A 24755-nucleotide genomic window follows, 5' to 3' on the forward strand; every position below is an offset into this window, starting at 1 on the left:
GCTCGAGACCCGGTCGAGCTGGTGGATGAGCGTGCTCAGCCCCCTCCAACCCCGTCGCGGGTGTGCAACGCCGTGCCGGCCTTGGCCCGGCCCTTCGACCGGGAGCACGCAAGGGTCCACAGGTGCGCCGCGGACCACTGGGGCACCGTTCGGAGCGACGTCGGGCGGCTGATGGCAGTGGTGTCGTTCCAACGGAGGCGCGCCTCTGGCATCAGTGATGCGTTGCACCGGCGTACGGGAGGCACCGACCAGTAGCAGGAGGCGACAGGACTGTGTCCCGAGGCCTCCCGCGGTCCGGCTCACCGAAGCGTGGCGTCAGGCGATGCCGCCGTTCAACTTCAGATCGATCGCGTTGGCTATGGGGTTCTCGAGCAGGAACAGGCAGCCGTCGACGATGTCCGCCATGGTGGCGAGCCGCCCGGTGAGCGTCATCTTTTGGGCCATGTCGCGGAGTTGCTCGTTGGCTGCGACATGAGGGCTGTCCGTGATGGCCCACGGGTGTATCGAGTTCACCCGCACAGGCGCCAGTTCGACGCTCAGCGTGCGCACCAAACCCTGCACGGCGGCATTGACCGCCGTGAGCGTGGTCGATCCTGGGTACGGAAGGTCCTTGGCCATGCCGCCGAACAGCAACACCGAAGCATCCGAGGCCATCCGAGGATGGAGCGAGGCGACCACGGTCGTGTAGCCGACGATCTTCGTCGTGGCCAGAGTTGTCGCCGCGTCCACGTCATAGGCGCGGGCCGAGTTCATGTCGCGGACCATTCCGACCAGGACCACCCGGTCGACGTGGCGCACCGGTTCGAGCGCGGCAGCGATGTCGGCCGGACGACTGAGGTCGAGCGCAAGCCCTGTGACCGTACCGCCCGTCTCCGCTGCGAGTTCGCCCGCCACCGTCGTGGCGCGCTCCTGGGTGCGTCCGGTGATGAAGACATCCGCGCCTCGCCGCGCGTACTCCGCGGCCAGTGCGCGCCCTGTGCCCTGAGTGGCGCCGACGACAACGACTGTGCTCATGTGTGATTCCTTTGCCGTTCAGTGCGGCTCTCGGGCGTCTCGCGCGGAGAGCCATGAGGCGTGAGGGGGCGTCGGACACGCTCGACGGGGAGTACTTGTTTGTGCCCCCCCAGGCCGACGACTGGCCTGCTCGGGACTGGCGTGACCGTAGTACGCGCGGCGCTGACGGTACAAGCCGTACAAGCCGATCGGCCGCTGGGAGTGCACCTTTGGCCAGATGGCGTCGGCGACGGAGAATTCGGCACCGTGATCGGCCGTCTTCCGTGGCTGGGCCGAGCCGTGCGACCGCGCATCGAGAGTGGTGCGTCGATGTAACGTCCGCCAGTCACAACACAGTTCACGGCGACATAAGTGAAATCGGCGGCATCAGCCTAAGCTTGGCCGGTGATCCGTTCACGCCATCGCCGCTTCGGCCTGCCCGTTCTAGCGGCGGTGCTCGCCGCCGTCTGCTGCTCCTCGAGCGGGGTCGGAGTCACTGCGGCGGTTCCCAGCCCAAACGCAATGGCCACGAAGCTGTGCCGCAACTTGGACAAGGCGCTTCCCCGGACCGTGGACGGACTGGATCGCCAAGATCCCGGGCCTCCCTCCTCCTTGACTGCGGGCTGGGGAGATCCGTTGGTCATACTGCGCTGCGGTGTACCGCAACCGCCCAAGATGATCGCCCCCGAGGTGGCTGAAGGGAAGGACCCCGACGCGGTGGCCGGCGAGGTAGACCGTGTCGACTGGCTGATGGAGAAGGAAGACGACGGTGCGCACCTGTTCACCACAGCCAATCGCGAGGTGTACGTCGAGGTCCAAGTGCCCGGGGGTCGGGACAACTCCGCCGTCCTGATCGACCTGGCCGCGTCCATCACGCGGGCCATACCGGAGGGGATCGGCAACTAGCAGGCTGGTCACGGCCTCTGGAGCTGCGAGTCACTCGTTCGCGAAGCTTCGCCGCCCGCGCTTCACCAAGGGATGCGTATCTCGGAGAGGGACAGCAGGAACCAAATGACCAGTGGCAGAACGAAGACCAGCACGAGGCCGGCCAGCATTTTCGCCCAGGTGGCCGTCTTTCCGCGGTCGTCCTCAGGCGGAGCGTCAAAGCGGTTGCTCACAGTTTTCCTCCCTCGATGCTCGTGCTTCTCCCAACGAGGCGCAATTGAGCAGTGCCCAGCTGGAGGTGTTTCTCAACGCCCTGCTCTGTCCCGGTAGTTGCACGGCCCCTGAGGGGGAATTTCCCTGTCCAGTGCCTTCAGGACACCGTACGCCGACTGGGCGCCCGTTCCCGCCGTCGTGTTGTCAGTCGTGCTTGTGGCCGTCGTCGCGAGCACACAGGGGTTGCCGGTGCGCCACGGGCCGAGTCGGCGAGCAGGACGTTGCCCCAGGCTCGACGGTGACTGTCGCAGACTGGACGGCGGCGACCGCTGCCGCCCGCGGCGCCAACCGCTCCAAACACCCAGCGCCCGAGATCCCGGACCCGTCGGCCCGCACCCGGCACCACCACCTGATCAGCAGTTATTGCGCGATCATTGCAGGCAGGATGTCCCATGCGGCGAGTACCGCCGCGGCATCAGGGAGACCACGTATGGCTGACTACTATCCGTATCGAATCGTGTCCGGGAGATGTGACCTGACTCTGATCTGGCGGCCCGGAGAGGGTGACGCCCCCGACGAGCTCGCCGTTGACGACCGCGGGGTACTGCTTGTGTTCCATGACTTCAAGACGCTGCAGGACCACTGTGTTCGCGACGGCTGGGAGCTCGTCCGGGAGGGCGAAGCCACTCTCGATCTGCGCGTCGTACAACGTTGGGTCGAGCACCCTGACCTTGATTCGGTCTCCGCAGGATTGCTGCTGGAGGCGTGGAACTTCTTCGAAGACCTCTCCCACAGCCTGAAAACCGGCCCTCCTCTTCCCTCGCAAGGTTCTATCCACGACAACGCCTACGAAAAGTTCTTCGGCGGTGACGCTCTCGAGTCGACCGCCGGTGAGGGAGCCTGGACGGACGAGGAGTCCGCGGCCGTGCGTGAACTCCTCCGAGTGGGGCTCGAGCTGTGGGAGCACGCTGTGCGTGGATCCAGCACCAGCTGATCGCATCCACGGGCGCCCGGCAGCTGTAGCGCCAACCGCCCCCACGCTGCTTCGTCAACCCGTCGCGAACCAGCACCAGATCAGTTGTTGGGCGCCTCGGGCGGAGCAGATTTGGTATGACCGCGACGGGCGTACGACGGTGACAGGGCGTCCGGCGGTGAAGGTTCGGCACGTCGTCTCCGGAGCAGAGGCCCGCACTCTGGTGCGGGCCTCTGCCCATGGAACGTGACACCCAGAATGCCGCCCCGGCCGCTGATCCGTTGCCCTCACCCGCCCTGCGGCCGGATCGGCCGGCTGTTGGGCAGGGAAGTGGGCATCTCGCGGGCAGGGTTGCCCGCCCAGTACGCCTGGGGCGGGACTTGCTCGCCCTTCATGAGGAAGGCGTCGGGGGCGAGTGTGGAGGTGTCGCCCATCGTGACGCCGTAGTGGACAAGGCTGTTGACGCCGATGGTGCAACCGTTGCCGAGTGTGGTGCGGTCGGACTTGAAGGTGCCGTCCTCCTGCGAGTGGCACTGGATCCTGCTGCCTTCGTTCAGGGTGCAGTCGTTGCCGATGGTGACGAGGGAGCGTTCGGGGATGAAGCACCCGTCGTCGAATACGTGGCTGCCGATCCGGGTGCCGAGCAGTCGCCAGATGAGGCTCTTGTAGGGGGTGCCGTTGAAGACGGCGATCGCCTCGGTCGGGGTGGTGATCTTCCAATACCGCTCGTGCCTCCAGAAGGGTTGCTCGTAGATCGAGCAATACAGCGGTCGCAGACCGCTACGGCCCGCTGCGGCGCGTTCGGTGAGCAGCATATAGACGATGGCGAACAGCAGAGTCAGGAGACCGGCCAGCACGATCACCGCAGCGCCGAGTGAGTCGTAGAGGTCGACAGCGGCCGACGCGATCACGGTCACGCAGAAGAAGTACAACCACCGCGCGAACAGATGCACGCCCATGGTGAAGGCGTTGTGCTTGGTCTTGGCGGCCAGGCGGCGACGGAAGACCTCACCGTCCTTGAGGTGGTCGAACCTGCTGTCCCGGAGGACCGTGCGCGGGATCTCGAAGCTGGGCGAGCCAAGGAGCCCGACGTTCTCCCGGATCGCTCCGTCGAGCGGGACCATGACCTTGGTCGCCAGCAGGCAGTTGTCGCCGGTCCTGCCCCCCGAGGGGTAGGCGATGTAATTGCCCAGGAAGTTGCGCGGGCCTATGGTCACCGGCGACACGCTGAAGGAGGACGGGGAGAACTCGGCGTTGATGATCGACAGCCCGTCGGCCACCATCGTGCCCTTGCCGACAGAGCTCAGGTAAGGGATGTCGTGCTTGACCGCCATGCCGAAGTTGGAGCCGGTCTGTTCGACGGGGGAGAGCTTGTAGCCCAGGCGTAGCAGGTAGTGGACGATGCCCGAGCTGTCGCCGAACAGGATCGTGAAGAAGCGCCGGTTGGTGAAGAGGACGATGATCCGGTGGACCGCGTACCGCACGCCGTACAAGGGGTAGACGACGTCCGGCTTGAGGGTGAGGTTGAGCGCGCGGGGAACCGTCGCCGTGAGCAGTACACCCAGGACGACGGCCCCGAACACGAAGATCGCCGAGCCGGCCAATGCGTCGGCGTAGAACGTCCAGTCGTCCAGCGCCGTGGGCCCCGGCTCAAGGATCGAGGTCGACTCCGGGACGGCCGCCACCAGGATCACCACACCGGCGACGACCAGTGGGATATAGAGGAACAGGGCCATCAGCACCTGGGTCGTCGAGTACATGGCCCTGCGGGCGCCGCCGCAACGGGCGGGTCCGACCCGGCGGTAGTCCACTTCGGTGGGCTGGGCCGGCGACCCGTGCCAGTGCTCTCCGTCGGGCACCACCTGGCCGGCGTGCAGCGACGAGGTGTGGCCGAGCTGGGTCCTGTCACCCATGGCGGTCTCGATGTCGAGCACCGTCACCTCACCCACGAGGACGTCCGTGCCGAGCGTGATGGGCCCGGTCCGGATCACTCCCGATTCCGCCCGGTAGCAGTTGTAGTAGGTGTCCTTCCGGATCACCGAGCCGTCACCGATGGTGAGCAGGTCCGTGCACACCGGGACGTGCCGGGAGAAGATGCTGACGCGACGTCCGATCTTCGCGCCGAGTGCCCGCAGATAGAGGGGGTAGAGCGGTGAGCCGACGAACAGCACGAGCGGGCTGGTGCGGATGAGCGTCTTGGCGCACCAGAATCGGACGTACGCCAGGCTCCAGAGGCGGATCCGCTGGCGCCGCCATCGGCCGATCAGCACCCACTTGGCCACCACCGGCAGCACGGAGGCGCCGAGGAAGAGCGCTGCACCGAAGATCACCGCTCGTAGGTAGGTGCCCAGAAGGCCGACGCCGTCGGAGATCCACTCCACACCCTGGGCGAGGATCAGGGCCACGACATAGGAGTAGGCCAGGAAGAAGAGCAGTTGCAACGCGCCGCATGCTACGTAGTGCGATGTGCCGGAGACGGGGGGTGGTGGTTGCCTGTGGGGCGCCGCCATCGGCGGAGGGGAGGCCTCGGGCGTCGGCCGCGCGGCATCGGTCAGGGCCGCCGCCAGGCTCCTGACGGTCGGATGGCGATAGACGTCCTTCATCGACACCGACGGCACGTCGTCCCGTTTTCTGAGCCGCGCACAGAAATGGGCCATGACCATGGAGTCCGCGCCCAGGTCACTGAAGAAGTTGCTGTCGACCGAGACCCGGTCGAGCCGTACGATCTGAGCCAGAACCTCGGCAAGGACCTGTTCGGAAGCGGCTGTCGAAGATTCCCCCGGGTCCGGGGTGAGAACATCGACCGGGTTGTCCACCATGTCGGCTCCATGACGCATGCGGCCCGCTCTCGATCCAGCGGGACACGGCGTCCTCGGACCTCGTCCAACGGTCCGAGCGCGCGATCCGCGACCGACGTGCTGCGTCAGTGTGCGGCCGCACCGAAGGGCGCCGCATTGGCATTGTCTGCCCAGGCCCGCGGAATGGCCACTCCTCCGGTGGTTCGCGGAGGCCCTTGCCGCACTGAAGGTTCTCCTTGGTGGTCCATCAGCGTCCGGCGACGCGTACCGGGGTGGGCTGCGATGGCGTCGGTGCTGCCGAGTGGCTGCGGCAGAAGGCGAGTTCGCCGGTGCGCCGGCTGCGGAACCACGCCATGTGCGACGCCGAGTCGCTGCCGTTCCGGCCACGGACGGAATGACCGCTCGGGCGCTCATTCCCCGACGGGCCCGGGCAGCTCGTGCCGGCCGACCCCGCATTCCGCGAGCCCGGGGCTTCGGTACCGCCGGCAGTGGATGTGTGAACGCCGTCGCCCTGTCCAGGCCGTGATGGTCAGTAACCGGTCCGAAGCCGAAGGCGAGCGCTTCCTTGGGCGGGCCGTCGTGCAGGCCGGCCCTTCCGGTGGTGGGCTGCCACGTAGGGCGGTGCCCAGGGTGGCTCGGCCGACCCTGGACGGGGAGTCCGCCTCGGCTGTGGGCTGAGGCGCGTGCGGAGCGCCGAGTCCATGTCGGCGCGCGCGGTCCCGTTCGTGCCGGGACGGCCGGCAAGGCGCTTTGCCGCAGTGGCGACCCCCGTGGGTGCGGTGGCCCAGGGCCCGGAGAGCCGCGGTCCCCCCGGCACCGGGTCGGTTCGACCGCGTATGCAGCCCGCCGCCCCATCCGCCGGTTCGGGAAACTCGACGATCTTCCTTACTCAACGTGACGGAACGCCGCCCCGCCCTCACCCCAGAATCCATGTCTGAACACGTTGTATGGTTTCTCGTGCACGATGTCTTGGCGGAAGCGCTGTGAGCGACCTCGCCGGCCAAGAAGCAACCACTCCTCCTTAAGGCAGGGCACGACTATGTCGCTGACAACCACTACGTTCGGGAAGCGCGCCACCGCCGCCGAGGTACTCGACGGAGTCGATCTGAGCGGGCGCCGGATGATCGTCACCGGAGGTTCCTCAGGCCTCGGCGTCGAGACGGTCCGCGCGCTCGCCGGTGCGGGTGCGCAGGTGACCATCGCGACCCGGAACCCGGCTTCCGCCGAGGCGCTGGTCAAGGAGTTCCCGGGAACGCGGGCCGTCGCACTCGACCTCGCCGACCTGGCTTCCGTCCGTGCCTTCTGCGACGCCTGGGACGGGCCTCTCGACGCCCTCGTCGCCAACGCCGGCATCATGATGCTCCCGACCCGTGAGGTCAACGCACAGGGCTGGGAGATGCAACTCGCCACCAACTACCTCGGCCACTTCGCCCTGGCCGTCGGCCTGCGCCCCGCTCTGCAGGCGGCCGAGAACGCGCGCGTGGCCGTGGTCAGCTCCGGTGCCCAGTTGCGGGCCGGGTTCGACTTCGACGACCCGCAGTTCGAGCGGCGCGCCTACGACTCGTTCGTCGCCTACGCGCAGTCGAAGACCGCCGATGTGCTGCTCGCCGTCGGAATCAGCCGTCGCTGGGCCGAACACGGCATCACCGCCAACGCCTGCGCGCCGGGCGTGATCCACACCAACCTGGCACGCCACCTCGACCAGGCGACCCTGCAGGCCCTCGGTGCCATGGACGCGGACGGCAACCTCGTCATCCCCGACCACTTCAAGACCCCGGCCCAGGGCGCCGCCACCACGGTGCTGCTGGCGGCGTCGCCGCTCCTCGACGGCGTGACCGGGCGGTACTTCGAGGACAACCAGGAATCGGAGGTCGTCGACGGGGGCCCCGACGTGATGGCGGGCGTCGCCAAGTGGTCGATCGACCCCACCGCCGCCGACCGGCTGTGGGACTACGCTCTTCCCGTGGTGCGCTGACCCGCCGGCCCCTGTGCGCCATGGGGGGGCCGACCCGACGGCTGCGCGGAGCCGCCGACGTGTGGCCCATCGTGTACGTGGCCCCGTTCGCCTCCGGGGAGAACTGGGACAGGGGCGCGGCTGTGGCGGAGGCTGCCGCAGCCGGGGTCTTCTTCGCCGAGGGGCGGGGGCGATCCGAGCACAATGACGGACTGGAAGGTGCCTGATGAGACCCGTGACCCGACGCCAAGCCGACCACCATTCCGCGCGGTCGGCCGCGACCCGGGCGCAGGTGATGTCCGCCTTTGAGCGCATGCTCGATTCAGGTGAGGCCTTCTCCGAGATCAGCGTTCAGCGGATCCTGGAGGAGGCGGGGGTGTCCCGGGCCACGTTCTACGCGCACTTCCAGAGCAAGTCGGACATCCTGGTTCGGCTCTCCGACGACCTGCGGGAGTCGCTGCTGGCGCTGGCACGCCAGTGGGACCCGGCCGGCGGGGAGGACGGGGTCGACCGGCTCACCCGGTTCTTCGAGGAAGTGATCAAGATTCACCGCGCCCACCAGAGCGTGATCATCGCGGTCCGGGAGGCGGCGGCCTACGACTCCGCGGTGGGCGATTTCTACACCGCCAACCTCGAAAGCTTCGAGGAGACGTCGCTGCGGACGCTCCTGTCCGATCAGGCCGCCGGCTCGACTCCTGCCGATGTCGATGCCGTCTCCGCCAGCCGGATCATCGTCTGGGGAGGCGCCCAGGCGATCGCGCACCACATCCGAGTCGACGACGGCAGCGGTGACGCCGTCTTCGCCCGCGAACTCGCCCGGATCTGGTGGTACGGCGCCCACCGTCGCCCCGCCGGAACCTGACCAACGCACAGGGCTCGCCCGAGTCTCGGCGCGGGCAGGCCTTCACCGGGTGCACCACAGCTGCCTGGCGGTCCGACCCGTAGTCACAGTCGCTGACTTCGGGTCGGACCGCCGTCCACTATGTTGGCACGGCGGCTGTTTGAGCGCACCGTTTGTGTGCAGGTACCGCGGCCGCGTGTTCGCACCGTCGGCGGCCTCGTCGGCGTCGTCGTCGATGTGACGCATCCCCGTGTCCGGAGGGGGCCGGGCCGCATTCCACAGTCCGTGCCCCGGTGCCGCGCGCCGACGAACCACGCCGATCCCACGCACCGGCACGACGCTCAGCCGTCCGCGGTTCAGGCGCCCTTGGGGAAGGCGTGCTTCCTGCCGCCGATCACCGCCGCCCCGGCCGCGATCACAAGGGCCAACGACGCCCAGGTGATCGACGTCGCGTCCAGATTCGCCAGCAGAAGGCCACCGATGAAGCCGCCGAGCGCGATGGACGCGGAGAAGACCGTGATGGTGATCGACTGAGCGACGTCGGCGGCCGCTCCCGTGGCGTCGATCGCACCGCCGATGAACAGACTGGGGGAGCTGCCGAACGCGAAACCCCAGGCCGCGACTGCGATGTAGACCAGCAGCGGTACACCGGAGAACAGGGCCAGAACGAGCACGCAGATCGCGAACAGCACGGTGCTGCCCACCACGAGCCTGCGCAGGTGTCGGTCGATATGCGTACCGACCACGAGCACGCTCAGGACGGAGGTGACACCGAAGGCGAACAGCACCCAGCCGGTCTGCCCTGCCATGCCCGCGTGCCGGAGGAAGTCGGTGATGTAGGTGTAGAGGATGTTGTGCGCGATCATGTAGGTGGCCAGCGCGAACAGGATCGTGCGCAGCCCGGGTATGACCAGGACCCGGGAGACCGTGAAGCGTCCGTCCACCGGCCCGCCGGGCAGGTTGGGAAGCGTCGGCCGGATCCACGCCATGGTGAGAACGGTCAGGGCGGCGGATGCGTGGAAGGCGACCTGCCAGCCGCCGAGTCCGCTGAGCCAGGTTCCCAGCGGGATGCCCAGGGCCAGACCGATGGGGGTTCCCGCGAGGGCGATGGCGATGGCCCGGCCCTGCCGGCCCTGCGGGGCGAGCCGGGCGGCGTAACCGCCGAGGAGGGGCCAGATCAGACCGGTGCCCAGGCCGGCCACGAACCGGATCACCAGCGTCAGCGCGTAGTCGCCGGACAGCGCGGTGAGCGCGTTGGTGACGGCGACGATGCCCAGGGCGAGTTGCAGGACGTTCTTGCGGTGCCAGGTCGCCGTCGCGCGCGCGAGCGGAATCGCCCCCAGTGCCGTGGCCAGTGCGTAGAGGGTGACGGTCTGGCCGGTGAGCGAGACGCTGGTGTCGAGCGTGCGGCTCATGTCCGGCAGCAGGCCGGCCGGCAGGCACTCGGTGAGGATACTGATGAATCCGGCGAGGAAGAGGCCGAGCAGGGCTTTGCCGGGGAGGCGGTTGCGTCGGGGTGTGGTGGTGGGCCGGGCTGTGCTGGTTGTGTCGGTCATTTTCGCTGTTCCGTGAGCTGGGTGTGATGTGGCGGGGGTGGTTCGCCCCGGCGGGGAGCGGCGGGGCCGCTGGACGGGTCCACCGGTGAGAGGTCAGGGCTTGATGAGGACCTTGAGGCTGTTGCGGTCGGCCATGTCCTGGTAGCCGGCCGGGACGCCGTCGAGGCCGGTGGTGGCGTCGAAGACCTTCCCGGGCTCGATGGCGCCGCTGAGGATGTCGGGCAGGAGCTGCTTGATGGATGCGCGGACCGGCGCCGGTCCGCCGGCCAGCCGGATGTTGTGGCGGAAGAGGCTGCCGAACCCGACCGGTGCCTGTTCGTACTGCGGCAGGCCCACCCGGCTGATGGTGCCGCCCCGGCGGACGACTCCGAGGGCCTGCTCGTAGGCGGGCATGCTGCCTACGGCGTCGATGACCACGTGGGTGCCGTGTCCGCCGGTCAGCTCACGGACCGCCGCGATGCCCTCCGCACCGCGGGCGGAGACGACCTCGGCGGCGCCGAATTCCCGGCCCAGTTCGGTCCGGGTCCCGTGGCGTCCCATGAGGACGATGTGTTCGGCGCCCAGCCGCCTGGCCGCCAGCACGGACAGCAGGCCGACGGCGCCGTCGCCGATCACGGTGACGCCGGTGTGCTCGTCGACGCCTCCCGCCACGGCCGCGTGGTGGCCGGTGCCGAGGACGTCCGCGAGGGTCAGCAGGGAGGGGACGAGGGCCGAGTCCGCGGCCACGGGCAGCTTGACGAGGGTGCCGTCGGCGAGCGGGACGCGGATGGCTTCGGCCTGACCGCCCTCTTCGGCCAGGCCGTCCCAGAGGTCGGCCTGGGGATCGGTGCAGGAGGTGTGCAGGCCCTCGCGGCAGAACGCGCAGGTGTTGTCGGAGACGGAGAAGGGGGCGACGACAAGGTCGCCCCTCCTCAAGGTGGTGACCGCGGAGCCGATGTCCTCCACGACGCCGATGAACTCGTGCCCCATCCGCACGGGACCGTCGTGCGCCGCCATGGTGGCGTAGGGCCACAGGTCGCTGCCGCAGATGCAGGAGGCGGTGATCCGGACGAGCGCATCGGTGGGCTGCTCGATCACGGGGTCCGGGACGTCCTCGATCCGGACGTCACCGGCCTTGTACAGGAGTGTCGCGCGCATCAGAAGTTCTCCGATCAGGTGGGGCTCGTTACTGGTGCCGGGAAGGGGACGCGTCCGCCGGTGAAGGCCGGGCGGTGCCGCCGCCGGCAGGCGGCACCGCGGTGGCACGCGGTGACCCCGGGCCGCCTTCGCGGTCCCCGGCGGAGCACTCAGGCTGCTGTGGCCGCACGGCCCGGGCCAGACACCTGTCCCACCTACGTCTCGTACGACTGCCACCAGCAGGGACAGGCTTGGATCGGGACCCGGCGCGATACTCGAAGCCATGGCTCCCCACCGCATCCCCCGCACCGACCCGCAGGCCGGGCCCGGCTCCGGATCCGACCCGGGACACGCCTTCGAGCAGCGGCTCGACCCGCGTATGGAGCTCGGCGACTTCCTGCGCACCCGCAGGGCCCGTCTGAAGCCGGCCGACGTGGGGCTCGCCGACTACGGCGGACGGCGCCGGGTGCCCGGTCTGCGCCGCGAGGAGCTCGCACAGGTCTCAGGAGTCTCCGCCGCGTACTACACGCGCCTCGAACAGGGCAACGCGCACAACGTGTCACTCGAAGTGCTGGACGCGATCTCGCGTGCGCTCATGCTCTCCGAGGCGGAGCACGTCCATCTGCTGCGCCTCGCCCAGCCGAGGCAGCGCAGGCCGCGCCCCGCGCCGCAGCGCCAGCGGGTGCGGTCCACGCTGGTGGAGTTGCTGTCGGCGATGGAGGGCGTTCCCGCCTATGTGTGGGGCCGGCGCACCGATGTGCTGGCGTGGAACCACACGGCCTCCGCGCTCTTCGGTGACTGGGGCGCGCGTGCTCCTCAGGACCGCAGCTGGGCCAGGATCACCTTTCTCGACCCGGCGGCCAGGCGGCTCTTCGTCGACTGGGAGTCCAAGGCGTACGACGTGGTGGCCCAACTGCGACTTGGCGCCGGCCTGCACGCGGACGATCCGCAGCTCGCGGCCCTGATCGGCGAACTCTCCCTGAAGAGTGAGGACTTCAGGAGGCTCTGGGCGGCCCACGACGTCAAGAAGAAGACGCACGGCGGCATGCGGATGATGCATCCTTTGGTCGGCGAACTGACGCTGCGCTACGAGACGTTCACGCTGCCCGGAGACCAGGAGCAGTCGTTGACGAGCTACCACGCCGAGCCCGGTTCGCCCTCGGAAGAGGCGCTGGGTCTCCTGGCGAGCTGGGGCTCGGACGCCTCCCGGGACTGGCGGGCCGCCACGCGCGATTGACCCCGCCACCCGTCCGGGTCACATCCGGGTGCTGCCTGCGCCGGTGACGGGGACATCGAAGGCCGGGCCCGGCTTCGACGGTGGTCGTACCATCGATGGTCCGACCGCATCGCATGCCATCCCGAGGAGTCACCGTGGCCCGCCCCCGAACCGCCGTCCGGACAGTGGAGCACCCCGACCTGTCGGACGTCTCGCTCCAGCAGGTCCTGGAGGCGCTGGTGGATCCGGTGCGGCGCGGGCTGGTGCTCCAGCTGTCCCAGGCGGGAGAGGACAAGAGCTGCGGCACCTTCGATGCTCCGGTGTCGCCGTCGACGCTCACCCATCACTTCAACGTGCTCCGCGAGGCCGGTGTGATCCGGCAGTACTACCAGGGGACGGCGAAGATGAACACGCTTCGCGCGGACGAGATGGAGCAGCGGTTCCCCGGTCTGCTGTCGTCCGTGATGACCGCCGCCACCCGGTCGGCGGCGGTTGTGGCCTGAGGGCACCCGGTCGTCCCGCGCGCCGGGCGAGGGCGCAGGCGTAGATATATTTCGACAGCGATCAAAGTTTGACGGCTGTCGAACCTTAGGGCAGGGTGGGTGGTGCACGACGCCGATTCGGCGTATGCCTCCCATCCCTGCCTTGAGGACGGTTTCGTCATGGCACGACTCGTACAGTTCGACCGGCTCGGCGGTCCCGAGGTCCTGACCCTGCGCGACGTGGAGGTGGGCACCCCGGGCGCAGGCGAGGTGCGTATCCGGGTCGACGCGATCGGCCTGAACCGGGCCGAGATCATGTACCGCGAGGGCGCCTACTTCGACCGGCCGGCCCTCCCCTCCACGCTGGGCTACGAAGCCACGGGTGTGGTCGAGGCGGTCGGTGAGGGGGTGGACGGTCTCACCGAGGGTGATCCGGTGGCGGTCGTGCCCGCGTTCCTGCAGAGCGAGTACGGCACCTACGGCGACCACGTCATCGTTCCGGCCGCCGCCGTCGTCCCCCGTCCGGCGAATCTCGATCCGGTGCGGGCCGCGGCCGTGTGGATGGCCTACATCACGGCCTACGGCCCGCTCATCGAGTCAGGCCGCGTACGTCCCGGTGACCATGTCCTGATCACCGCAGCCTCCAGCAGCGTCGGACTGGCGGCCATCCAGATCGCCCGTCACATCGGCGCGATCCCGCTCGCCACCACGCGCGGCTCCGGCAAGAGGCAGCGGCTGCTGGACGCCGGTGCGGCCCACGTCATCGTCACCGACGAGGAGGATCTCCCCGCCCGTGCCAAGGAGATCACCGGTGGCGAGGGCGTCCGGCTCGCCTTCGACCCCGTCGCCGGCCCCGGTGTCGAGACCGTCGCCCCGGCCATCGCCCCCGGCGGCAGCCTGGTCGTCTACGGTGCCCTCGACCCCCGCCCCACCCCGCTGCCCAACGCGCACTCCTACCCGGAGCTGACCAGCAGCACCTACACGCTGTTCACGATCACCAAGAACCCCGAACGCCTGCGCCGCGCCGTCGCGTTCATCAACGCGGGCCTGGCCTCGGGATCCTTCAACCCGGTGGTGGACCGCACCTTCGACCTCGCGGACATCGTCGAGGCCCACCGATACATGGCGGCGAACGGCCAGGTCGGCAAGATCGTCGTCACCGTGGACCACGCCGGCTCCTCGTCGTGATCCGGACCGAGTCGATCACCCGGCCGGCCCCGGGAAGCAGGGGCACCCACTTGGCCAACTCCGGCCGCACTCCACGCGGTTCGGGGGCGAGCCCGTCCCTGAGCGCGGGCGGTACCGGGGTTTCCTAAGAGCTATCACGTAATGCGGGCCGGGGCGCACCTCGCCGGGGTGGCTGCTTCGTTTACCGGATATCGAGCTTGAAGTTGTGGAGTGCTGCGACGCCTGCGACTGCGTGGTTAATCGCGTCGCCGCAGCGTCGGCACTGGCGAAGGATCTGGTGGTCTTTGAGTCGGGCGATCGTGTGTTCTGCGATGGCCCGGCGTTTACGGAACCGGCGGTAGCTGCGGTCTTTGATGATGCGGCCGTCTGCTCCGCGTCGTGGGGTGCGGATGCGGTCGCAGCCGCGGTAGCCGCCGTCGCCGGACAGTCGGGGATGGGTAGGCAGTGTTCTGCCGAGGGTTTCCCGGAAGACGGCAACGTCGTTGCGGTTGCCCGGCCATGCCTTGCTGACGGCTAACACCCGGCGGTCGCGGGCGCGGCAGATGACCTGCACGTTGACGCTCCGCCGGTAGTTCTTGCTCTTCGCGGTTAGTTCCTGGTCGTGGACCGGGATCAGGGTGCCGTCGACAACCCACAGTTCCCGCCGGTCAGTAGGTGGTGGTCCGAGGAGTTCGGCGAGCGGCGGGGCGAGGCGTGCGATGACCCGGTGTGCGGCAGCGTGGGAGATGCCGAACAGGGACCCGAGTTGCTGCATCGTGAGATTGGTCCGGTACGCGACGACAATGAGGAGGACCCGGTCGGCGAACGGCAGTGCCCCGGGGCCGTCCCCGGCCGGTGTCCGGCATGATGTCCCACAACTGCCGGACCAGATGGTCCATCTGCGGGCCGGTAAGTCCCGTCCACGCACGAAGTTCGGCGGGCGCGCAGTGGGCGAGACGAAGACGTATGACGGGATCGTAGAGCCGCGGCTTGCTGACAGTGTGTGGGGCGTTGTCAGTGGCGGCATGTAGCTTCGGCGTTGGTTGCCGCGCTGGCCAAGCGGCGGACAGGTGTGGGGGCCATGAGCGGAAAAGGAGGTGGGGTGTCCATGAGCACAGAGCTGCTTGAGGCCGTGCCTGCCCCCGATGTTCCCGCTCGCCGGTTCCGGGGCAAGAACAAGGGGAAACGGTGGACGCGCGGTGAGGACACCGAGCTTGCGGTGATCCGCCTTCCGCTGGACGTCCAGGATCCCGGCGCCCGGCACCGGGTCGAGGGCCTGTTCTCGGCGATGTGGTCCGTCAAGCGCGCGCTGCAGCGTGACGCCCGGGACGCGGTCGACGCGTACTGGGCCGGCGATGTCCGCCGCGAGACGGATGCGAAGGCGAGGCGTCTTGAGCTTGGCCTGTCCCGGGAAGGGATGGAACATCGCGCCTACCGGCACATGAAGATGTCCAAGCATCTCGGGCATCACGTCACCAAAGCGCTCGTCATGCACCAGGCCGACGAGGTCTTCGAAACATCCGTGAGCCGGCACCTGTTCCCGGACTCCTCCGGCCGCAGGCACGGGCGTCCGCAGGTCGGCCGGTGGTGGGATTACACCCGTATCCCAGGCCGGGCCCGCTCGCACACCACTGCACGAAAATGGGAGACCTTCCGCCTGCACGGCACGCTCGCCGGGCACTTAGCCGCCTACCGGCACCGCACTCTTGCCCCCACGGTGGCCACCCCGGAGCAGGCCGCCGCGCTCTCGCCGGGGGCGCAGGTTCTCGAGCAGCCCGGGCGTATGCCCGCACCGGTCCGGCCGTCGGGCCGCATAGCGACCGGCGAGGTGACGGCGAAGGGTAAACCAAAGACGCGCGCCGCCACGTGGTGGGACCACACGGGGGCACTGTCGATCGTGTTCACCGGTGGCGCCGACAGCATCCGCGGCAACCTGGTCCTGCCTGTGCGCCTGCCGTCGGGTTCCGGCCGCTGGCCACGGCTACTGCACTTCCTCAACAACCCGGAAACGTGGCACAAGATTGACCTCGTACGCCGGCGTGACGCGTCCGCCCTGGGCGGCTGGGTGTACGAAGCCCACCTGATGGTCCTCACCGGAGGTTACGCATCCCCCGCCACGAAAGCCCGGCGAGCCGCTGCGGCTGAACTGGAACGCGTCGGTGGGGTTGATGGAAACGTCTCCAACCTCTCCATCGTTTCCTTCCCCTCCGCCTTCGACCCTGCCCAGGGCGACGTCGAGGCAACGAGGATCACGCTTACCGATGACGAACTCGCCGCCCTGGCGAAGGCCCGCCGGAAGGAACGGGGCCGTAAGCGCGCTCTTGACCGCTCCCGCAGGGCGTCGAACCCAGGCCAATACGGGCCGTCGAAGGGGCAGCAGGCCCGAGCTGGGCGGCGTGCTGCTGCCGGCCTACCCGAGCGGGCCGTCGGAGTGCCGAACGGTGCCCGGGCAGCGAACAGGGCCGGGGTGTCCAGGCAGGCGTACCGGCGGGATGCTCTGTCGGGCGGCTACCGCCTCAACCGGGCCCGGCTCGCTGAAGCAGCCGCGACCGAGGCCGCAGCCAAAGACCACCGCGCCAGACGCATAGCCCAAGACATCGTCGCCGTCCACGGCGCGAACCTCACCGTCGAGGATTGCGACATCCGCACGTGGTATCGCCTGTGGGGCAAAGCCTTGCAGGCCACCACGCCAGGCAGACTCATCACCGCCCTCGCCCGCGAGGGTGAGAAGACCGGCGGGCGAATGCTGCGCGCCTCCACCTTCACCACAAGGCTGTCCCAGACATGCTTCTGCGGCGAGAAGGTCGCCAAGACTCTCGCCGACCGGATCCACGCCTGCACCGTGTGCGGGCTCGTCGGCGACCGGGACATGGTCTCCGCCGCCCTGGCCGCACACGTCCACCTCACCAACCCGGACGACCCCAGCACCGCGCGCCTGGACAGTGTCCAGGCGCGCAACACACAGATCATGTTCCATGAAGGGCTGCAAGAGGCCCTGTCGAGTCAACCGCAGCGCGGTACCCGCCCCACCCGGGGCCGCACCCACGCGGCAGCCCACAAGCCGGACACCTCCGGCGGACGTGGGCTTCTGCTCGGTAAAACACCACCGACCGGTACCGGACAAACCCCGAATGAGACCCGACCCGCAATCACGCGGCACAAGGCCCACGTCGGAACAGCCGGCTGTACGGACAAGCGCCCCACAGGCGCGCGAGTTCCGCACAGACACCGTACGGACATCACAGCATTACGTGATGACTCTTAGCGGACGATGCGTGCGACGGCCCCGGCTTCGGGATCGCCGTACGCGGCGATCAACTGCTCGTCCGTCATGCGGTCCACTTCCTCGCTGCGTGCGACGGGAAAGATCACATGGTTGTCCCGGTCCGTCCAGTACTCAACTACGCGGAGCGTGTCGGTGGCGCGGCTCATGCTGTGCTCCCTCGTGATGCGTGGGTGGTTCAGGTTGCGTCTGTGCACGTCGAGGGTCAAGAGGAAGTAGGTCTTCCGTTTTGGTCGAGGGAGGCGTAGGTTCTGCGTACCCCGCGACGGCGCCTCTCCAGGCCCCGGCCCGCAGCCCCGGGGAGAGGCGGGCCACGCGGGGGCCAGTTTCCTGGCCCGGCCCGACGTTGCCCGTCGGCCGGCCACAGGTGCCGCTCACGGAGGGGACGGCCCGGCGACGCGACATGTGCCGGGTTCCGGACTCTCCTCGAGGGGACGGAAGTTCACCGAAGATGGAAGCCGCCTCCGTGGACGCCGGAGGCGGCTTCCGTTCGTGGGGAAACCCGGGCCGGGCGGGTGACGGCTCGCGGCCGGCCCCGCGGCGATCCGGACTCCCTCGGCTTCGCCGTGCGGTCGCACGCTCAACATGGCGAAGCGGGCCGCGTCCACTCACGTTCCTGTGGAGGGGCCCGCCTCAACGGTCATCGCCGCTCAGTTCCAGCCGTACCGCTCCCGCAGCCGGTGCACCACGAGGTTGAACCGCATCCGGTCCAGTGCGCACGCCTCGCGTCGCATACCGTCCTCGTGCAGCCGCAGGACACGATCGACGTCGACCCACGAGTCGCGCCCCGAGCGGTCCCAGGGCCCGCTGCCTATCGGCACCCACTCCCGGTCGCCGTCGTGGCGCTTGCTGGAGAGCTGCACGGCGAGCAGGGTGCCCGTCGCCTCGCGGGCGACCACGAGGACCGGACGGTCCTTGCCGCGCCCGTCGTTCTCCTCGAAGGGCACCCAGGTCCACACGATCTCACCGGGGTCGGGGTCGCCGTCGTGCGCGGGGGAGTACTCCGTACGCACACGCCCGACCCGGCGGGGGTCGGCCTCGGTGGTCGCGGTGGGCCCGTAGCGGCCGGGAACGTCTTCGTCGGCAAAGGCAGTCACGCCGCTCACGTTAGAGCGTCGCCGTGTGCGCCGACCGGGCGGGGTCGCGGCGTGAGACCCCGTCAGTTCACCGGCCCCGCGTCACGGCTGGGGCGGGTTGTCCCGGTCCTGCGGGGACCCCATCTGCTGCCGCAGCGCGTCCGGGCCCTTGTCGACCTGGCCGGCGGGCCTGTCCTGGGTGTTCTCGGCGGCGGTACGGCCGCTGTCGCCCGTGCGTTCCGGGTGCCCTGCCAGCATCCGCTTGAGCTTGTCCATCATGGACATGGCGCCCTCCTTGCGGTGTCTCCTCCCTCCAGCATCGGGGTCCCAGGTCAGAGGTGCATCCGGGACGCGTCGGAGGTGCCGCTTCAGGGCCCGGGCCGGTCAGAAACCGATGTGGTGCAGTCCCGCGATCGGGCCGGTGAGCGCCGCACGGGTCCGCCTGCTGAAACCGTCGACGAGGACTTCGTCCGCGTCGTTCTCCAGGGCCCGCATCGTGTGCTCGGCCACCTCGTTCGCCCCGATCTTGGGGGCGTCGACCGATGCGCTGAGGTCCGTGTCGACGAAACCGCAGTGGACGCCCACCACGAGCGTTCCCTGCTTGCGCAGCCCTTGGCGCAGCGCGTTGGTGAGCGACCACTGCGCGGCCTTGGACGCCGAGTAGCCAGGGGCCGTCTCCATCGCCCACCAGGAGGCCACGGAGAGCACGTTCACCAGGGCGCCGCCGCCGCCCGCCGCGAGGATCGGGGCGAAGGCGCGGGAGACCGACCAGGTGCCGAAGTAGTTGGTCTCCATCGTCCTGCGGGCCACGTCGAGGTCTCCGTCCAGTAGGCGCGTGGCGCCGCTGCCCTGGCCTGCGTTGTTGATCAGGAGCGTGACGTCCTGGGCCACCTCCGCCGCGGCCGCGATGGTCCCCGGGTCCGTGACATCCATCAGCAGCGGGGTGAGCCGGGGGTCGGTCACGGTCTCAGGCCGTCGAACCGCCGCGTAGACCTTCGCGGCGCCCCGGTCGAGCAGCGCTCGGCCCAGTGCCGCGCCGATGCCCCGGTTGGCGCCCGTGATCAGGGCCGTCTGTCCTTCGATGCGCATGGGTCGCCCTCTTTGATCCGGGAGCGGGGCAGGACCCGCTCCAGCTGTATTGGTTTTTCCAAGCTAGCACGTGGATTGGTTTTCCCAAGTCATGTAGTTTGGGTGCATGGCCAGAGCGAAACGACCTGATGTCACGCCGGATCTGCCGGTCTGCTCGATCGAGCGCAGCCTGGCCCTTCTCGGGGACCGCTGGACCCTGCTCATCGTTCGTGAGGCCAGGCGGGGCGCGACCCGGTTCAGTGACTTCCGCGACACCCTCGGTATCGCCACCGATCTGCTCACCCAGCGTCTGGCGTCACTGGTGGACGCCGGTGTCATGGAGCGCCGCACCTATCAGGAGCCGGGCCGGCGAGCACGCTTCGACTACCACCTCACGCGGGCGGGCCGCGACCTGACGCTGGTGCTCGGCGCGCTTCAGCAGTGGGGGGACCGGTATCGCCCGCCCGCCGGCGGGCCGAGCGCCGTGCGCCGCAGCCGTACGACCCGGCAACCCCTGGAGGTCGCGTTCGTGGACGGCAGCGGCTCGGCCGTCGACATCACGGACGTGGAGTTCGTGCTCAATGACGGCGGTTCCGGGACCGCGCCGACCCGGGCGCCCGAGGAGATGTCCGGCTGACGGGAGGCGCCGAGGCGGGAAGGCCGCTTGACGGTTCTAAGTAGACTGGTCATATTGGAATGGTCAGCACGCGAACCGAGGTGGCATCCCATGGCACGGGCCTCCAAGCGCGAGGAGATCGCGCAGGCAGCTCTCGAGCAGTTCCATTCACACGGCTTCCACGCCACCGGCATCAACGACATCACTGCAGCAGCCGGTGCGCCGAAGGGCTCCTTCTACAACCACTTCTCCAGCAAGGAGGAGAGCGCGCTGGAGGCGCTGAGCCGCTACGCCGACAGCCTGCGGTTCGACATCCTCTTCACGCCGGGGCAGCCCGCCCTCGACCGACTGCGGGCCCACTTCGAGTTCCTGAGGCGGATGACGGTCGACAGCGGCTTCGCACGGGGCTGCCTCGTCGGCAACTTCGGGGCCGAGGTCGCCGACCACAACGAAACGATCAGATCCGCGGTCAGGCAGAGCTTCGACCAGTGGGCGGGACTGATCGGCCGGGTGCTGACCGAAGCCCGGGAGGCGGGCGAACTCGGTACGGGCCTCGACGCCGACGAGGCGGCGCGGTTCATTCTCAGCGCCTGGGAGGGCACGCTCATCGTCGCCCGAGCCGACAAGACCTCCGTCCCCTTCGACAGCTTCTTCCACATGGTCTTCGGCGTCGTCCTGCGCTGAGCGCGTCACGCCGGCGGGACAAGGCCCGCACCACCTTCACTCTCCGGCCCACGAGGGCCGGCAACCCACCGAGGAGATCCACCATGTCCACGTATCGCGCCTTCGAGGCCACCGGTGTCCACCAACTGCGACTTGTCGAGCGGGAGTTGGTGGAGCCCGCGCCCGGGCACGTCCGACTGCGAGTGGAGGCCTGCGGCGTCTGTCACACCGACGTCCTGGCCGTGGAGGGACTGCGTGCCGACCCCGCACAGCCGCTCGTACCCGGTCACGAGGTCGTCGGCGTGATCGACGCGGTGGGTGCCGGCGTCACCGCCTGGCAGCCCGGAGACCGCGTGGGTGTCGGATTCCTCGGCGGCCAGTGCTGGGAGTGCGAACCGTGCCGGCGCGGCGACTTCGTCAACTGCCTCGGCCAGCAGCAGACCGGCACCACCGTCGACGGTGGCTACGCCGAGGTGGTCTACGCACGATCGAGCGGACTCGTCCGCATCCCCGACGGCCTGACCGCCGCCGAGGCGGCGCCGCTGCTGTGTGCCGGCCTGACCACGTTCATGGCGCTCCAGCAGGACTCCACACGGGCCGGTTCCCTCGTGGCCGTCCAGGGCATCGGCGGTCTCGGCCACCTGGCCCTCCAGTACGCCCGCAGCCTCGGCCACCGCGTGGTCGCCATCGCCCGGGGGAGCGAGAAGGAGAAGCAGGCGCGTGAGATGGGCGCGCACGAGTACATCAACAGCACGGACCAGGACCCCGCGGCGGCCCTGCGCGACCTCGGCGGTGCGGCGCTCATCGTCGCCACCGCAGCCAGCGGCGCCGCCATGAGCCCTCTGGTCGGCGGTCTGGCCCCGGGCGGAAAGCTCGTCGTGGTCGGCGCGGCCCCCGACCCGATCACGGTGTCCACGGCCGATCTCATCTTCGGCACGCGCACGCTCGCGGGCAGCCTCACCGGTTCGTCCATCCAGAACGAGGACAACCTCGCCTTCGTTCTCGCACACGGCATTCGGCCGGCCGTCGAGGTCCTGCCGTTCGAGCAGGCGATGGACGGCTACGAGCGGATGCTCTCGGGCAAGGCCCGGTTCCGCGTGGTCCTCGACGTCGCCGCCTGAGAGCGCGACACCGAATCCCGAGGCACGCGGTCGCCCGCGGCGAGGCGGTACGGACGGCCGGAACTCCCCGGCCGTCAGCGCCTGTACGGGTCGTCGCCGGGCAGCCAGGCGTCCGGGTCGTGGATGCCGAGGTCGCCGACGTGCCCGGTCAGGGCGTCGACGACGGCCAGGACCGAGGCCCGTTCCTCGTCGCCCCGCCATACCAGCGACCAGGTCCAATAGACCTTGGGCGCGACCAGCGGACGCCGGACCAGGTCGGGCGGTACGACGGTGGTCTGGCCCTTGGGAGAGTTGACCACGGGACGGCGGCAGCGGCGCACATGGTCGAAGAAGGCAGCGCCGGTGACGCCGCCGTCGGTGGTGCGGACCGCCCGGGCACCGGTGCCGTCGGACAACTGCTGGGCGAAGGCGTTCCAGGACGCCCAGGACGTGGCGTCCGCGTCGATGAGCACCGTGGCGTCCCGTGTGCGTACGTCGCTGTCGTCACCGCCGGGGGAGACGGCGTACAGCCGGTCCGCGCCGATGAGCCGCGCCTGGAGGCCCAGGCGCCCGAGCTCCCCGGCGGCGATCCAGCACACCGCGACGTCGAGACTGCCCGCGGCCACCCGGGCGGCCTGGGTGTGCGAAGGGGCCACCCAGGCATCCACATGCACCTGGGCGACCGCGGCGCTACGGGTACTCAGGTCCGGGGGCAGCCAGTTGACGTAACCCAGCCGTACGGGCTCCGACCCGGCGAGACGGCCCGCTCGGCGTCGGAGGTCGTCCGCCCGCTCCACCAGGGCTCGGGTGTGCGGGAGCAGGGCCGCGCCGGCCGGAGTCAGGGACACCGAACGGCGGTCCCGGTCGAACAGCCGCACACCGAGGTCTCGTTCGAGCGCCTTGATCTGCTGCGACAGTGAAGGACCGGCGATCAGCAGCCGCTCGGCGGCGCGACCGAAGTTCAGTTCCTCGGCGACCGCGAGGAAGTACCGCAGCTGGCGTAGTTCCACGTCCGCCATGCTACGTCGCTGGGAGGCTCCGCCTATCAGCAACAAGAGAGCCGGTCCTGGCATTTGCCCAGGTGGCAGGGGAAAGATGGAAGAACGGCGCTGCGTCGGCCCCCGATACCCGCGGGGAGCCCGCCCACCTGGAGAGGGATCATGCGCGAGTTCCTGGTCGAGATCACCACCGCGGTTGCCCGGGGCACCGGCCGGGCAGAGGCGGTCCGCGGTCGCGCAGCCGACGCCGTCCGGGCCGGGGAACCGGCCGCCGCCGACCCGGGCCGCACCGACTCCGCGTCCTGACCCGCAGGGCGCCGGCCCGCCCTCGGCGCCATCCGGTCGCTCCGGTACATCGAGGGCGACGGAGCGCGCCACGCGGGCCTCCGCCCGGACCGACCCTCGGAGGACAACTCCATGCGTGCGCGCACTCAGCGCCCTTCATCCGCCGGCACGACCACCACCCCACCGCATTCCCCCTGGGCCCACGTCGCCCGGGCCGCCGCCGCGCTCGCGGCCGGCATGGGGGTCGGCCGCTTCGTCTACACCCCGATCCTGCCGCTGATGCACGCGCAGGCCGGCCTGTCCGCCGACGCGGGCGCGCACCTGGCCACCGCCAACTACGTCGGATACCTCATCGGCGCCCTCGCGGGCATCCTGGCCCCCGCGCTGGTCCGTTCCCCCGCCGTTCTGCGTGGCTCCCTGGTCGTACTGACCCTCACCCTCGCCGGGATGCCCGCCACCCACAGCACCGCGGCCTGGCTCGTGCTGCGACTGCTGGCCGGGATCGCCAGTGCCCTGATCTTCGTCATCGCGGCCAGTTCCCTCCTCAGCCACCTCAGGGAGCACCCCGCCCATTTGTCCGGCTGGGCCTTCGGCGGGGTAGGCGCCGGAATCGCGCTGTCGGGCCTACTGGTGCTCGTGCTGCGCAACGTCGCCGACTGGCAGGCCGCATGGTGGGCCTCGGCCGGGCTCGCCGCCGTCCTCGCCGCAATCTCCTGGAACCTGCGACCCGAGGAGGCGCCCGCACCCGGCGCGACCGTCACACAGACGGGGCCGAGGCGGCCCACACACCGCTGGTTCGGTGCGCTGTTCGTCAGCTACACCCTGGAGGGCATCGGTTACATCGTCGCCGGTACCTTCCTCGTCGCCGCGATCGGGCAGAACTCCCCGGGCTGGGCCGGCAGCGGCGCCTGGGTGCTCGTCGGTCTCGCGGCGGTGCCGTCCTCGGCACTGTGGGCCCGGCTCGGCCGCCGCTGGTCGCGTCCCGATCTGCTGCTCGCCGCCCTCGCCATCCAGGCGGTCGGGATCGCGCTGCCCGCCCTGTTCGGATCGGTGGCGGCCGCCCTGGTCTCCGCGGTGCTGTTCGGCGCCACCTTCATCGGTGTCAGCACCCTCGCGCTGGCCACCGGCGCCCATCTGCAGTACCCCCGTTCCGTCGCCCTGCTGACCACCGGATACTCCGTGGGCCAGATCGCCGGGCCGCTCGCGGTCGCCCCGCTGCTCCACCACGGCTACCGCCAGGCGCTGCTGCTGGCGGCCGTCGTGGTGCTCGCCGCCGCCCTCGCCGCGGGGCTCGTACGGATCGGATTCCCGCACCACATGGCGCTCGTATGGCACGGCACACCCGGGGACCGGACCGTTCCGGCCGCCGCGGCGGAGACCTCGACCGACCGGAGCTGAACCGACCGCGCTACTGTCGGGCTGACGGGGCGGCCGCTCAGCGATGTCATGCCACCCCCGGCCTGAGACGTGGA

25 protein-coding genes are annotated in these 24755 nt (G+C 69.7%); 14 read left to right on the top strand and 11 right to left on the bottom strand.

Annotation, left to right across the window (positions count from 1 at the left end; translation table 11 throughout):
- Nucleotides 1-315: 315 nt before the first annotated feature.
- Nucleotides 316-1014, bottom strand: coding sequence for an SDR family oxidoreductase (locus tag RCR19_RS34750; RefSeq protein WP_331268726.1), 699 nt, complete (start codon nucleotides 1012-1014; stop codon nucleotides 316-318).
- A 384-nt stretch (nucleotides 1015-1398) separates the two neighbouring features.
- Between RCR19_RS34750 and RCR19_RS34755 the strand changes: the two genes are divergently transcribed.
- Nucleotides 1399-1899 carry a DUF3515 domain-containing protein gene (locus tag RCR19_RS34755; RefSeq protein ID WP_331268727.1) on the top strand — a complete coding sequence of 167 codons (501 nt, stop codon included), beginning with the start codon at nucleotides 1399-1401 and terminating at the stop codon, nucleotides 1897-1899.
- A gap of 62 nt (nucleotides 1900-1961) precedes the next feature.
- Here the strand turns inward: RCR19_RS34755 and RCR19_RS34760 are convergent, their stop codons facing one another.
- The gene (locus RCR19_RS34760; RefSeq protein WP_331268728.1) at nucleotides 1962-2111 is read right to left on the bottom strand and encodes a hypothetical protein; all 150 of its coding nucleotides are present in this window, start codon (nucleotides 2109-2111) and stop codon (nucleotides 1962-1964) included.
- A gap of 470 nt (nucleotides 2112-2581) precedes the next feature.
- On the opposite strand from RCR19_RS34760, the gene RCR19_RS34765 reads away from it, so the two are divergent.
- Nucleotides 2582-3085, top strand: coding sequence for a hypothetical protein (locus tag RCR19_RS34765; protein WP_331268729.1), 504 nt, complete (start codon nucleotides 2582-2584; stop codon nucleotides 3083-3085).
- A gap of 266 nt (nucleotides 3086-3351) precedes the next feature.
- Here RCR19_RS34765 and RCR19_RS34770 read toward each other — a convergent pair whose 3' ends face one another.
- A complete protein-coding gene (locus tag RCR19_RS34770) occupies nucleotides 3352-5883 on the bottom strand; it encodes a Pls/PosA family non-ribosomal peptide synthetase (RefSeq protein WP_331268730.1) in 2532 nt (843 codons plus the stop codon).
- A 1018-nt stretch (nucleotides 5884-6901) separates the two neighbouring features.
- Here RCR19_RS34770 and RCR19_RS34775 point away from each other — a divergent pair.
- From RCR19_RS34775 to RCR19_RS34785, 3 genes are read left to right on the top strand one after another with little or no spacing between them, the layout of a single operon-like run.
- Entirely contained in the window at nucleotides 6902-7837 is a 936-nt protein-coding gene (locus tag RCR19_RS34775) for an SDR family NAD(P)-dependent oxidoreductase (RefSeq protein ID WP_331268731.1), read from the top strand.
- 20 nt (nucleotides 7838-7857) lie between these two features.
- Nucleotides 7858-8043: a hypothetical protein gene (locus RCR19_RS34780; RefSeq protein WP_331268732.1), complete on the top strand. Its 186-nt coding sequence runs from the start codon at nucleotides 7858-7860 to the stop codon at nucleotides 8041-8043.
- Complete coding sequence (locus tag RCR19_RS34785; protein ID WP_331268733.1) at nucleotides 8043-8678, top strand: TetR/AcrR family transcriptional regulator; 636 nt, start codon at nucleotides 8043-8045, stop codon at nucleotides 8676-8678. The genes RCR19_RS34780 and RCR19_RS34785 overlap by 1 nt, the downstream gene beginning before the upstream one ends.
- Before the next feature lie 335 nt (nucleotides 8679-9013).
- Here the strand turns inward: RCR19_RS34785 and RCR19_RS34790 are convergent, their stop codons facing one another.
- A complete protein-coding gene (locus RCR19_RS34790; RefSeq protein WP_331268734.1) occupies nucleotides 9014-10213 on the bottom strand; it encodes an MFS transporter in 1200 nt (399 codons plus the stop codon).
- A gap of 93 nt (nucleotides 10214-10306) precedes the next feature.
- Nucleotides 10307-11350: an alcohol dehydrogenase catalytic domain-containing protein gene (locus tag RCR19_RS34795; protein ID WP_331268735.1), complete on the bottom strand. Its 1044-nt coding sequence runs from the start codon at nucleotides 11348-11350 to the stop codon at nucleotides 10307-10309.
- Nucleotides 11351-11708: 358 nt separating this feature from the next.
- Between RCR19_RS34795 and RCR19_RS34800 the strand changes: the two genes are divergently transcribed.
- The 3 genes from RCR19_RS34800 (at nucleotide 11709) to RCR19_RS34810 (ending at nucleotide 14215) form a co-directional block, all read left to right on the top strand.
- Nucleotides 11709-12566 carry a helix-turn-helix transcriptional regulator gene (locus tag RCR19_RS34800; RefSeq protein ID WP_331269639.1) on the top strand — a complete coding sequence of 286 codons (858 nt, stop codon included), beginning with the start codon at nucleotides 11709-11711 and terminating at the stop codon, nucleotides 12564-12566.
- A 113-nt stretch (nucleotides 12567-12679) separates the two neighbouring features.
- Nucleotides 12680-13048 carry a helix-turn-helix domain-containing protein gene (locus RCR19_RS34805; RefSeq protein WP_331268736.1) on the top strand — a complete coding sequence of 123 codons (369 nt, stop codon included), beginning with the start codon at nucleotides 12680-12682 and terminating at the stop codon, nucleotides 13046-13048.
- A gap of 159 nt (nucleotides 13049-13207) precedes the next feature.
- Nucleotides 13208-14215 carry a zinc-dependent alcohol dehydrogenase family protein gene (locus tag RCR19_RS34810; protein ID WP_331268737.1) on the top strand — a complete coding sequence of 336 codons (1008 nt, stop codon included), beginning with the start codon at nucleotides 13208-13210 and terminating at the stop codon, nucleotides 14213-14215.
- Nucleotides 14216-14396: 181 nt separating this feature from the next.
- Here RCR19_RS34810 and RCR19_RS34815 read toward each other — a convergent pair whose 3' ends face one another.
- Nucleotides 14397-14969: a transposase gene (locus tag RCR19_RS34815; protein ID WP_331268738.1), complete on the bottom strand. Its 573-nt coding sequence runs from the start codon at nucleotides 14967-14969 to the stop codon at nucleotides 14397-14399.
- Between the two features lie 264 nt (nucleotides 14970-15233).
- Between RCR19_RS34815 and RCR19_RS34820 the strand changes: the two genes are divergently transcribed.
- Entirely contained in the window at nucleotides 15234-17459 is a 2226-nt protein-coding gene (locus tag RCR19_RS34820) for a transposase (RefSeq protein WP_331268739.1), read from the top strand.
- On the opposite strand, the gene RCR19_RS34825 is transcribed toward RCR19_RS34820, so the two are convergent.
- The 4 genes from RCR19_RS34825 to RCR19_RS34840 all read right to left on the bottom strand — a co-directional run bounded on the left by RCR19_RS34825 (nucleotide 17456) and on the right by RCR19_RS34840 (nucleotide 19642).
- Nucleotides 17456-17626, bottom strand: coding sequence for a hypothetical protein (locus tag RCR19_RS34825; RefSeq protein WP_159045014.1), 171 nt, complete (start codon nucleotides 17624-17626; stop codon nucleotides 17456-17458). The two genes, RCR19_RS34820 and RCR19_RS34825, sit on opposite strands and share 4 nt — an antisense overlap.
- Nucleotides 17627-18127: 501 nt before the next feature.
- Nucleotides 18128-18574, bottom strand: coding sequence for a type II toxin-antitoxin system PemK/MazF family toxin (locus RCR19_RS34830; RefSeq protein ID WP_220295534.1), 447 nt, complete (start codon nucleotides 18572-18574; stop codon nucleotides 18128-18130).
- An 81-nt stretch (nucleotides 18575-18655) separates the two neighbouring features.
- Nucleotides 18656-18838, bottom strand: a complete 183-nt coding sequence (locus RCR19_RS34835) for an antitoxin (protein ID WP_059130508.1) — start codon at nucleotides 18836-18838, stop codon at nucleotides 18656-18658.
- A 99-nt stretch (nucleotides 18839-18937) separates the two neighbouring features.
- Complete coding sequence (locus tag RCR19_RS34840) at nucleotides 18938-19642, bottom strand: SDR family oxidoreductase (RefSeq protein WP_331268740.1); 705 nt, start codon at nucleotides 19640-19642, stop codon at nucleotides 18938-18940.
- A 106-nt stretch (nucleotides 19643-19748) separates the two neighbouring features.
- On the opposite strand from RCR19_RS34840, the gene RCR19_RS34845 reads away from it, so the two are divergent.
- The 3 genes from RCR19_RS34845 (at nucleotide 19749) to RCR19_RS34855 (ending at nucleotide 22021) form a co-directional block, all read left to right on the top strand.
- A complete protein-coding gene (locus RCR19_RS34845) occupies nucleotides 19749-20258 on the top strand; it encodes a helix-turn-helix domain-containing protein (RefSeq protein WP_331268741.1) in 510 nt (169 codons plus the stop codon).
- Between the two features lie 90 nt (nucleotides 20259-20348).
- Complete coding sequence (locus RCR19_RS34850; protein WP_331268742.1) at nucleotides 20349-20921, top strand: TetR family transcriptional regulator C-terminal domain-containing protein; 573 nt, start codon at nucleotides 20349-20351, stop codon at nucleotides 20919-20921.
- Nucleotides 20922-21004: 83 nt separating this feature from the next.
- Nucleotides 21005-22021 (top strand): alcohol dehydrogenase catalytic domain-containing protein, encoded by a 1017-nt coding sequence (locus RCR19_RS34855; RefSeq protein WP_331268743.1) that lies wholly within the window; start codon nucleotides 21005-21007, stop codon nucleotides 22019-22021.
- 74 nt (nucleotides 22022-22095) lie between these two features.
- On the opposite strand, the gene RCR19_RS34860 is transcribed toward RCR19_RS34855, so the two are convergent.
- On the bottom strand, nucleotides 22096-23019 hold the full coding sequence (locus RCR19_RS34860) for a LysR family transcriptional regulator (RefSeq protein WP_331268744.1): 924 nt from the start codon (nucleotides 23017-23019) through the stop codon (nucleotides 22096-22098).
- 141 nt (nucleotides 23020-23160) lie between these two features.
- On the opposite strand from RCR19_RS34860, the gene RCR19_RS34865 reads away from it, so the two are divergent.
- A complete protein-coding gene (locus tag RCR19_RS34865; RefSeq protein WP_331268745.1) occupies nucleotides 23161-23304 on the top strand; it encodes a hypothetical protein in 144 nt (47 codons plus the stop codon).
- Between the two features lie 216 nt (nucleotides 23305-23520).
- On the top strand, nucleotides 23521-24681 hold the full coding sequence (locus RCR19_RS34870; RefSeq protein ID WP_331269640.1) for a YbfB/YjiJ family MFS transporter: 1161 nt from the start codon (nucleotides 23521-23523) through the stop codon (nucleotides 24679-24681).
- Nucleotides 24682-24755 lie beyond the last annotated feature (74 nt).

Origin of the sequence: Streptomyces sp. WAC07094 (assembly GCF_036320405.1) — a bacterium.
GTDB classification, from domain to species: domain Bacteria; phylum Actinomycetota; class Actinomycetes; order Streptomycetales; family Streptomycetaceae; genus Streptomyces; species Streptomyces lannensis.

Coding starts and splice junctions, on each gene's coding strand:
- RCR19_RS34780 (WP_331268732.1), top strand. CDS start 7,858: ATGGGGGGGCCGACCCGACGGCTGCGCGGAGCCGCCGACGTGTGGCCC.
- RCR19_RS34770 (WP_331268730.1), bottom strand. CDS start 5,883: ATGGTGGACAACCCGGTCGATGTTCTCACCCCGGACCCGGGGGAATCT.
- RCR19_RS34805 (WP_331268736.1), top strand. CDS start 12,680: ATGCCATCCCGAGGAGTCACCGTGGCCCGCCCCCGAACCGCCGTCCGG.
- RCR19_RS34765 (WP_331268729.1), top strand. CDS start 2,582: ATGGCTGACTACTATCCGTATCGAATCGTGTCCGGGAGATGTGACCTG.
- RCR19_RS34810 (WP_331268737.1), top strand. CDS start 13,208: ATGGCACGACTCGTACAGTTCGACCGGCTCGGCGGTCCCGAGGTCCTG.
- RCR19_RS34840 (WP_331268740.1), bottom strand. CDS start 19,642: ATGCGCATCGAAGGACAGACGGCCCTGATCACGGGCGCCAACCGGGGC.
- RCR19_RS34835 (WP_059130508.1), bottom strand. CDS start 18,838: ATGTCCATGATGGACAAGCTCAAGCGGATGCTGGCAGGGCACCCGGAA.
- RCR19_RS34800 (WP_331269639.1), top strand. CDS start 11,709: ATGGAGCTCGGCGACTTCCTGCGCACCCGCAGGGCCCGTCTGAAGCCG.
- RCR19_RS34850 (WP_331268742.1), top strand. CDS start 20,349: ATGGCACGGGCCTCCAAGCGCGAGGAGATCGCGCAGGCAGCTCTCGAG.
- RCR19_RS34750 (WP_331268726.1), bottom strand. CDS start 1,014: ATGAGCACAGTCGTTGTCGTCGGCGCCACTCAGGGCACAGGGCGCGCA.
- RCR19_RS34775 (WP_331268731.1), top strand. CDS start 6,902: ATGTCGCTGACAACCACTACGTTCGGGAAGCGCGCCACCGCCGCCGAG.
- RCR19_RS34855 (WP_331268743.1), top strand. CDS start 21,005: ATGTCCACGTATCGCGCCTTCGAGGCCACCGGTGTCCACCAACTGCGA.
- RCR19_RS34790 (WP_331268734.1), bottom strand. CDS start 10,213: ATGACCGACACAACCAGCACAGCCCGGCCCACCACCACACCCCGACGC.
- RCR19_RS34815 (WP_331268738.1), bottom strand. CDS start 14,969: ATGCAGCAACTCGGGTCCCTGTTCGGCATCTCCCACGCTGCCGCACAC.
- RCR19_RS34865 (WP_331268745.1), top strand. CDS start 23,161: ATGCGCGAGTTCCTGGTCGAGATCACCACCGCGGTTGCCCGGGGCACC.
- RCR19_RS34860 (WP_331268744.1), bottom strand. CDS start 23,019: ATGGCGGACGTGGAACTACGCCAGCTGCGGTACTTCCTCGCGGTCGCC.
- RCR19_RS34845 (WP_331268741.1), top strand. CDS start 19,749: ATGGCCAGAGCGAAACGACCTGATGTCACGCCGGATCTGCCGGTCTGC.
- RCR19_RS34825 (WP_159045014.1), bottom strand. CDS start 17,626: ATGAGCCGCGCCACCGACACGCTCCGCGTAGTTGAGTACTGGACGGAC.
- RCR19_RS34785 (WP_331268733.1), top strand. CDS start 8,043: ATGAGACCCGTGACCCGACGCCAAGCCGACCACCATTCCGCGCGGTCG.
- RCR19_RS34795 (WP_331268735.1), bottom strand. CDS start 11,350: ATGCGCGCGACACTCCTGTACAAGGCCGGTGACGTCCGGATCGAGGAC.
- RCR19_RS34870 (WP_331269640.1), top strand. CDS start 23,521: ATGGGGGTCGGCCGCTTCGTCTACACCCCGATCCTGCCGCTGATGCAC.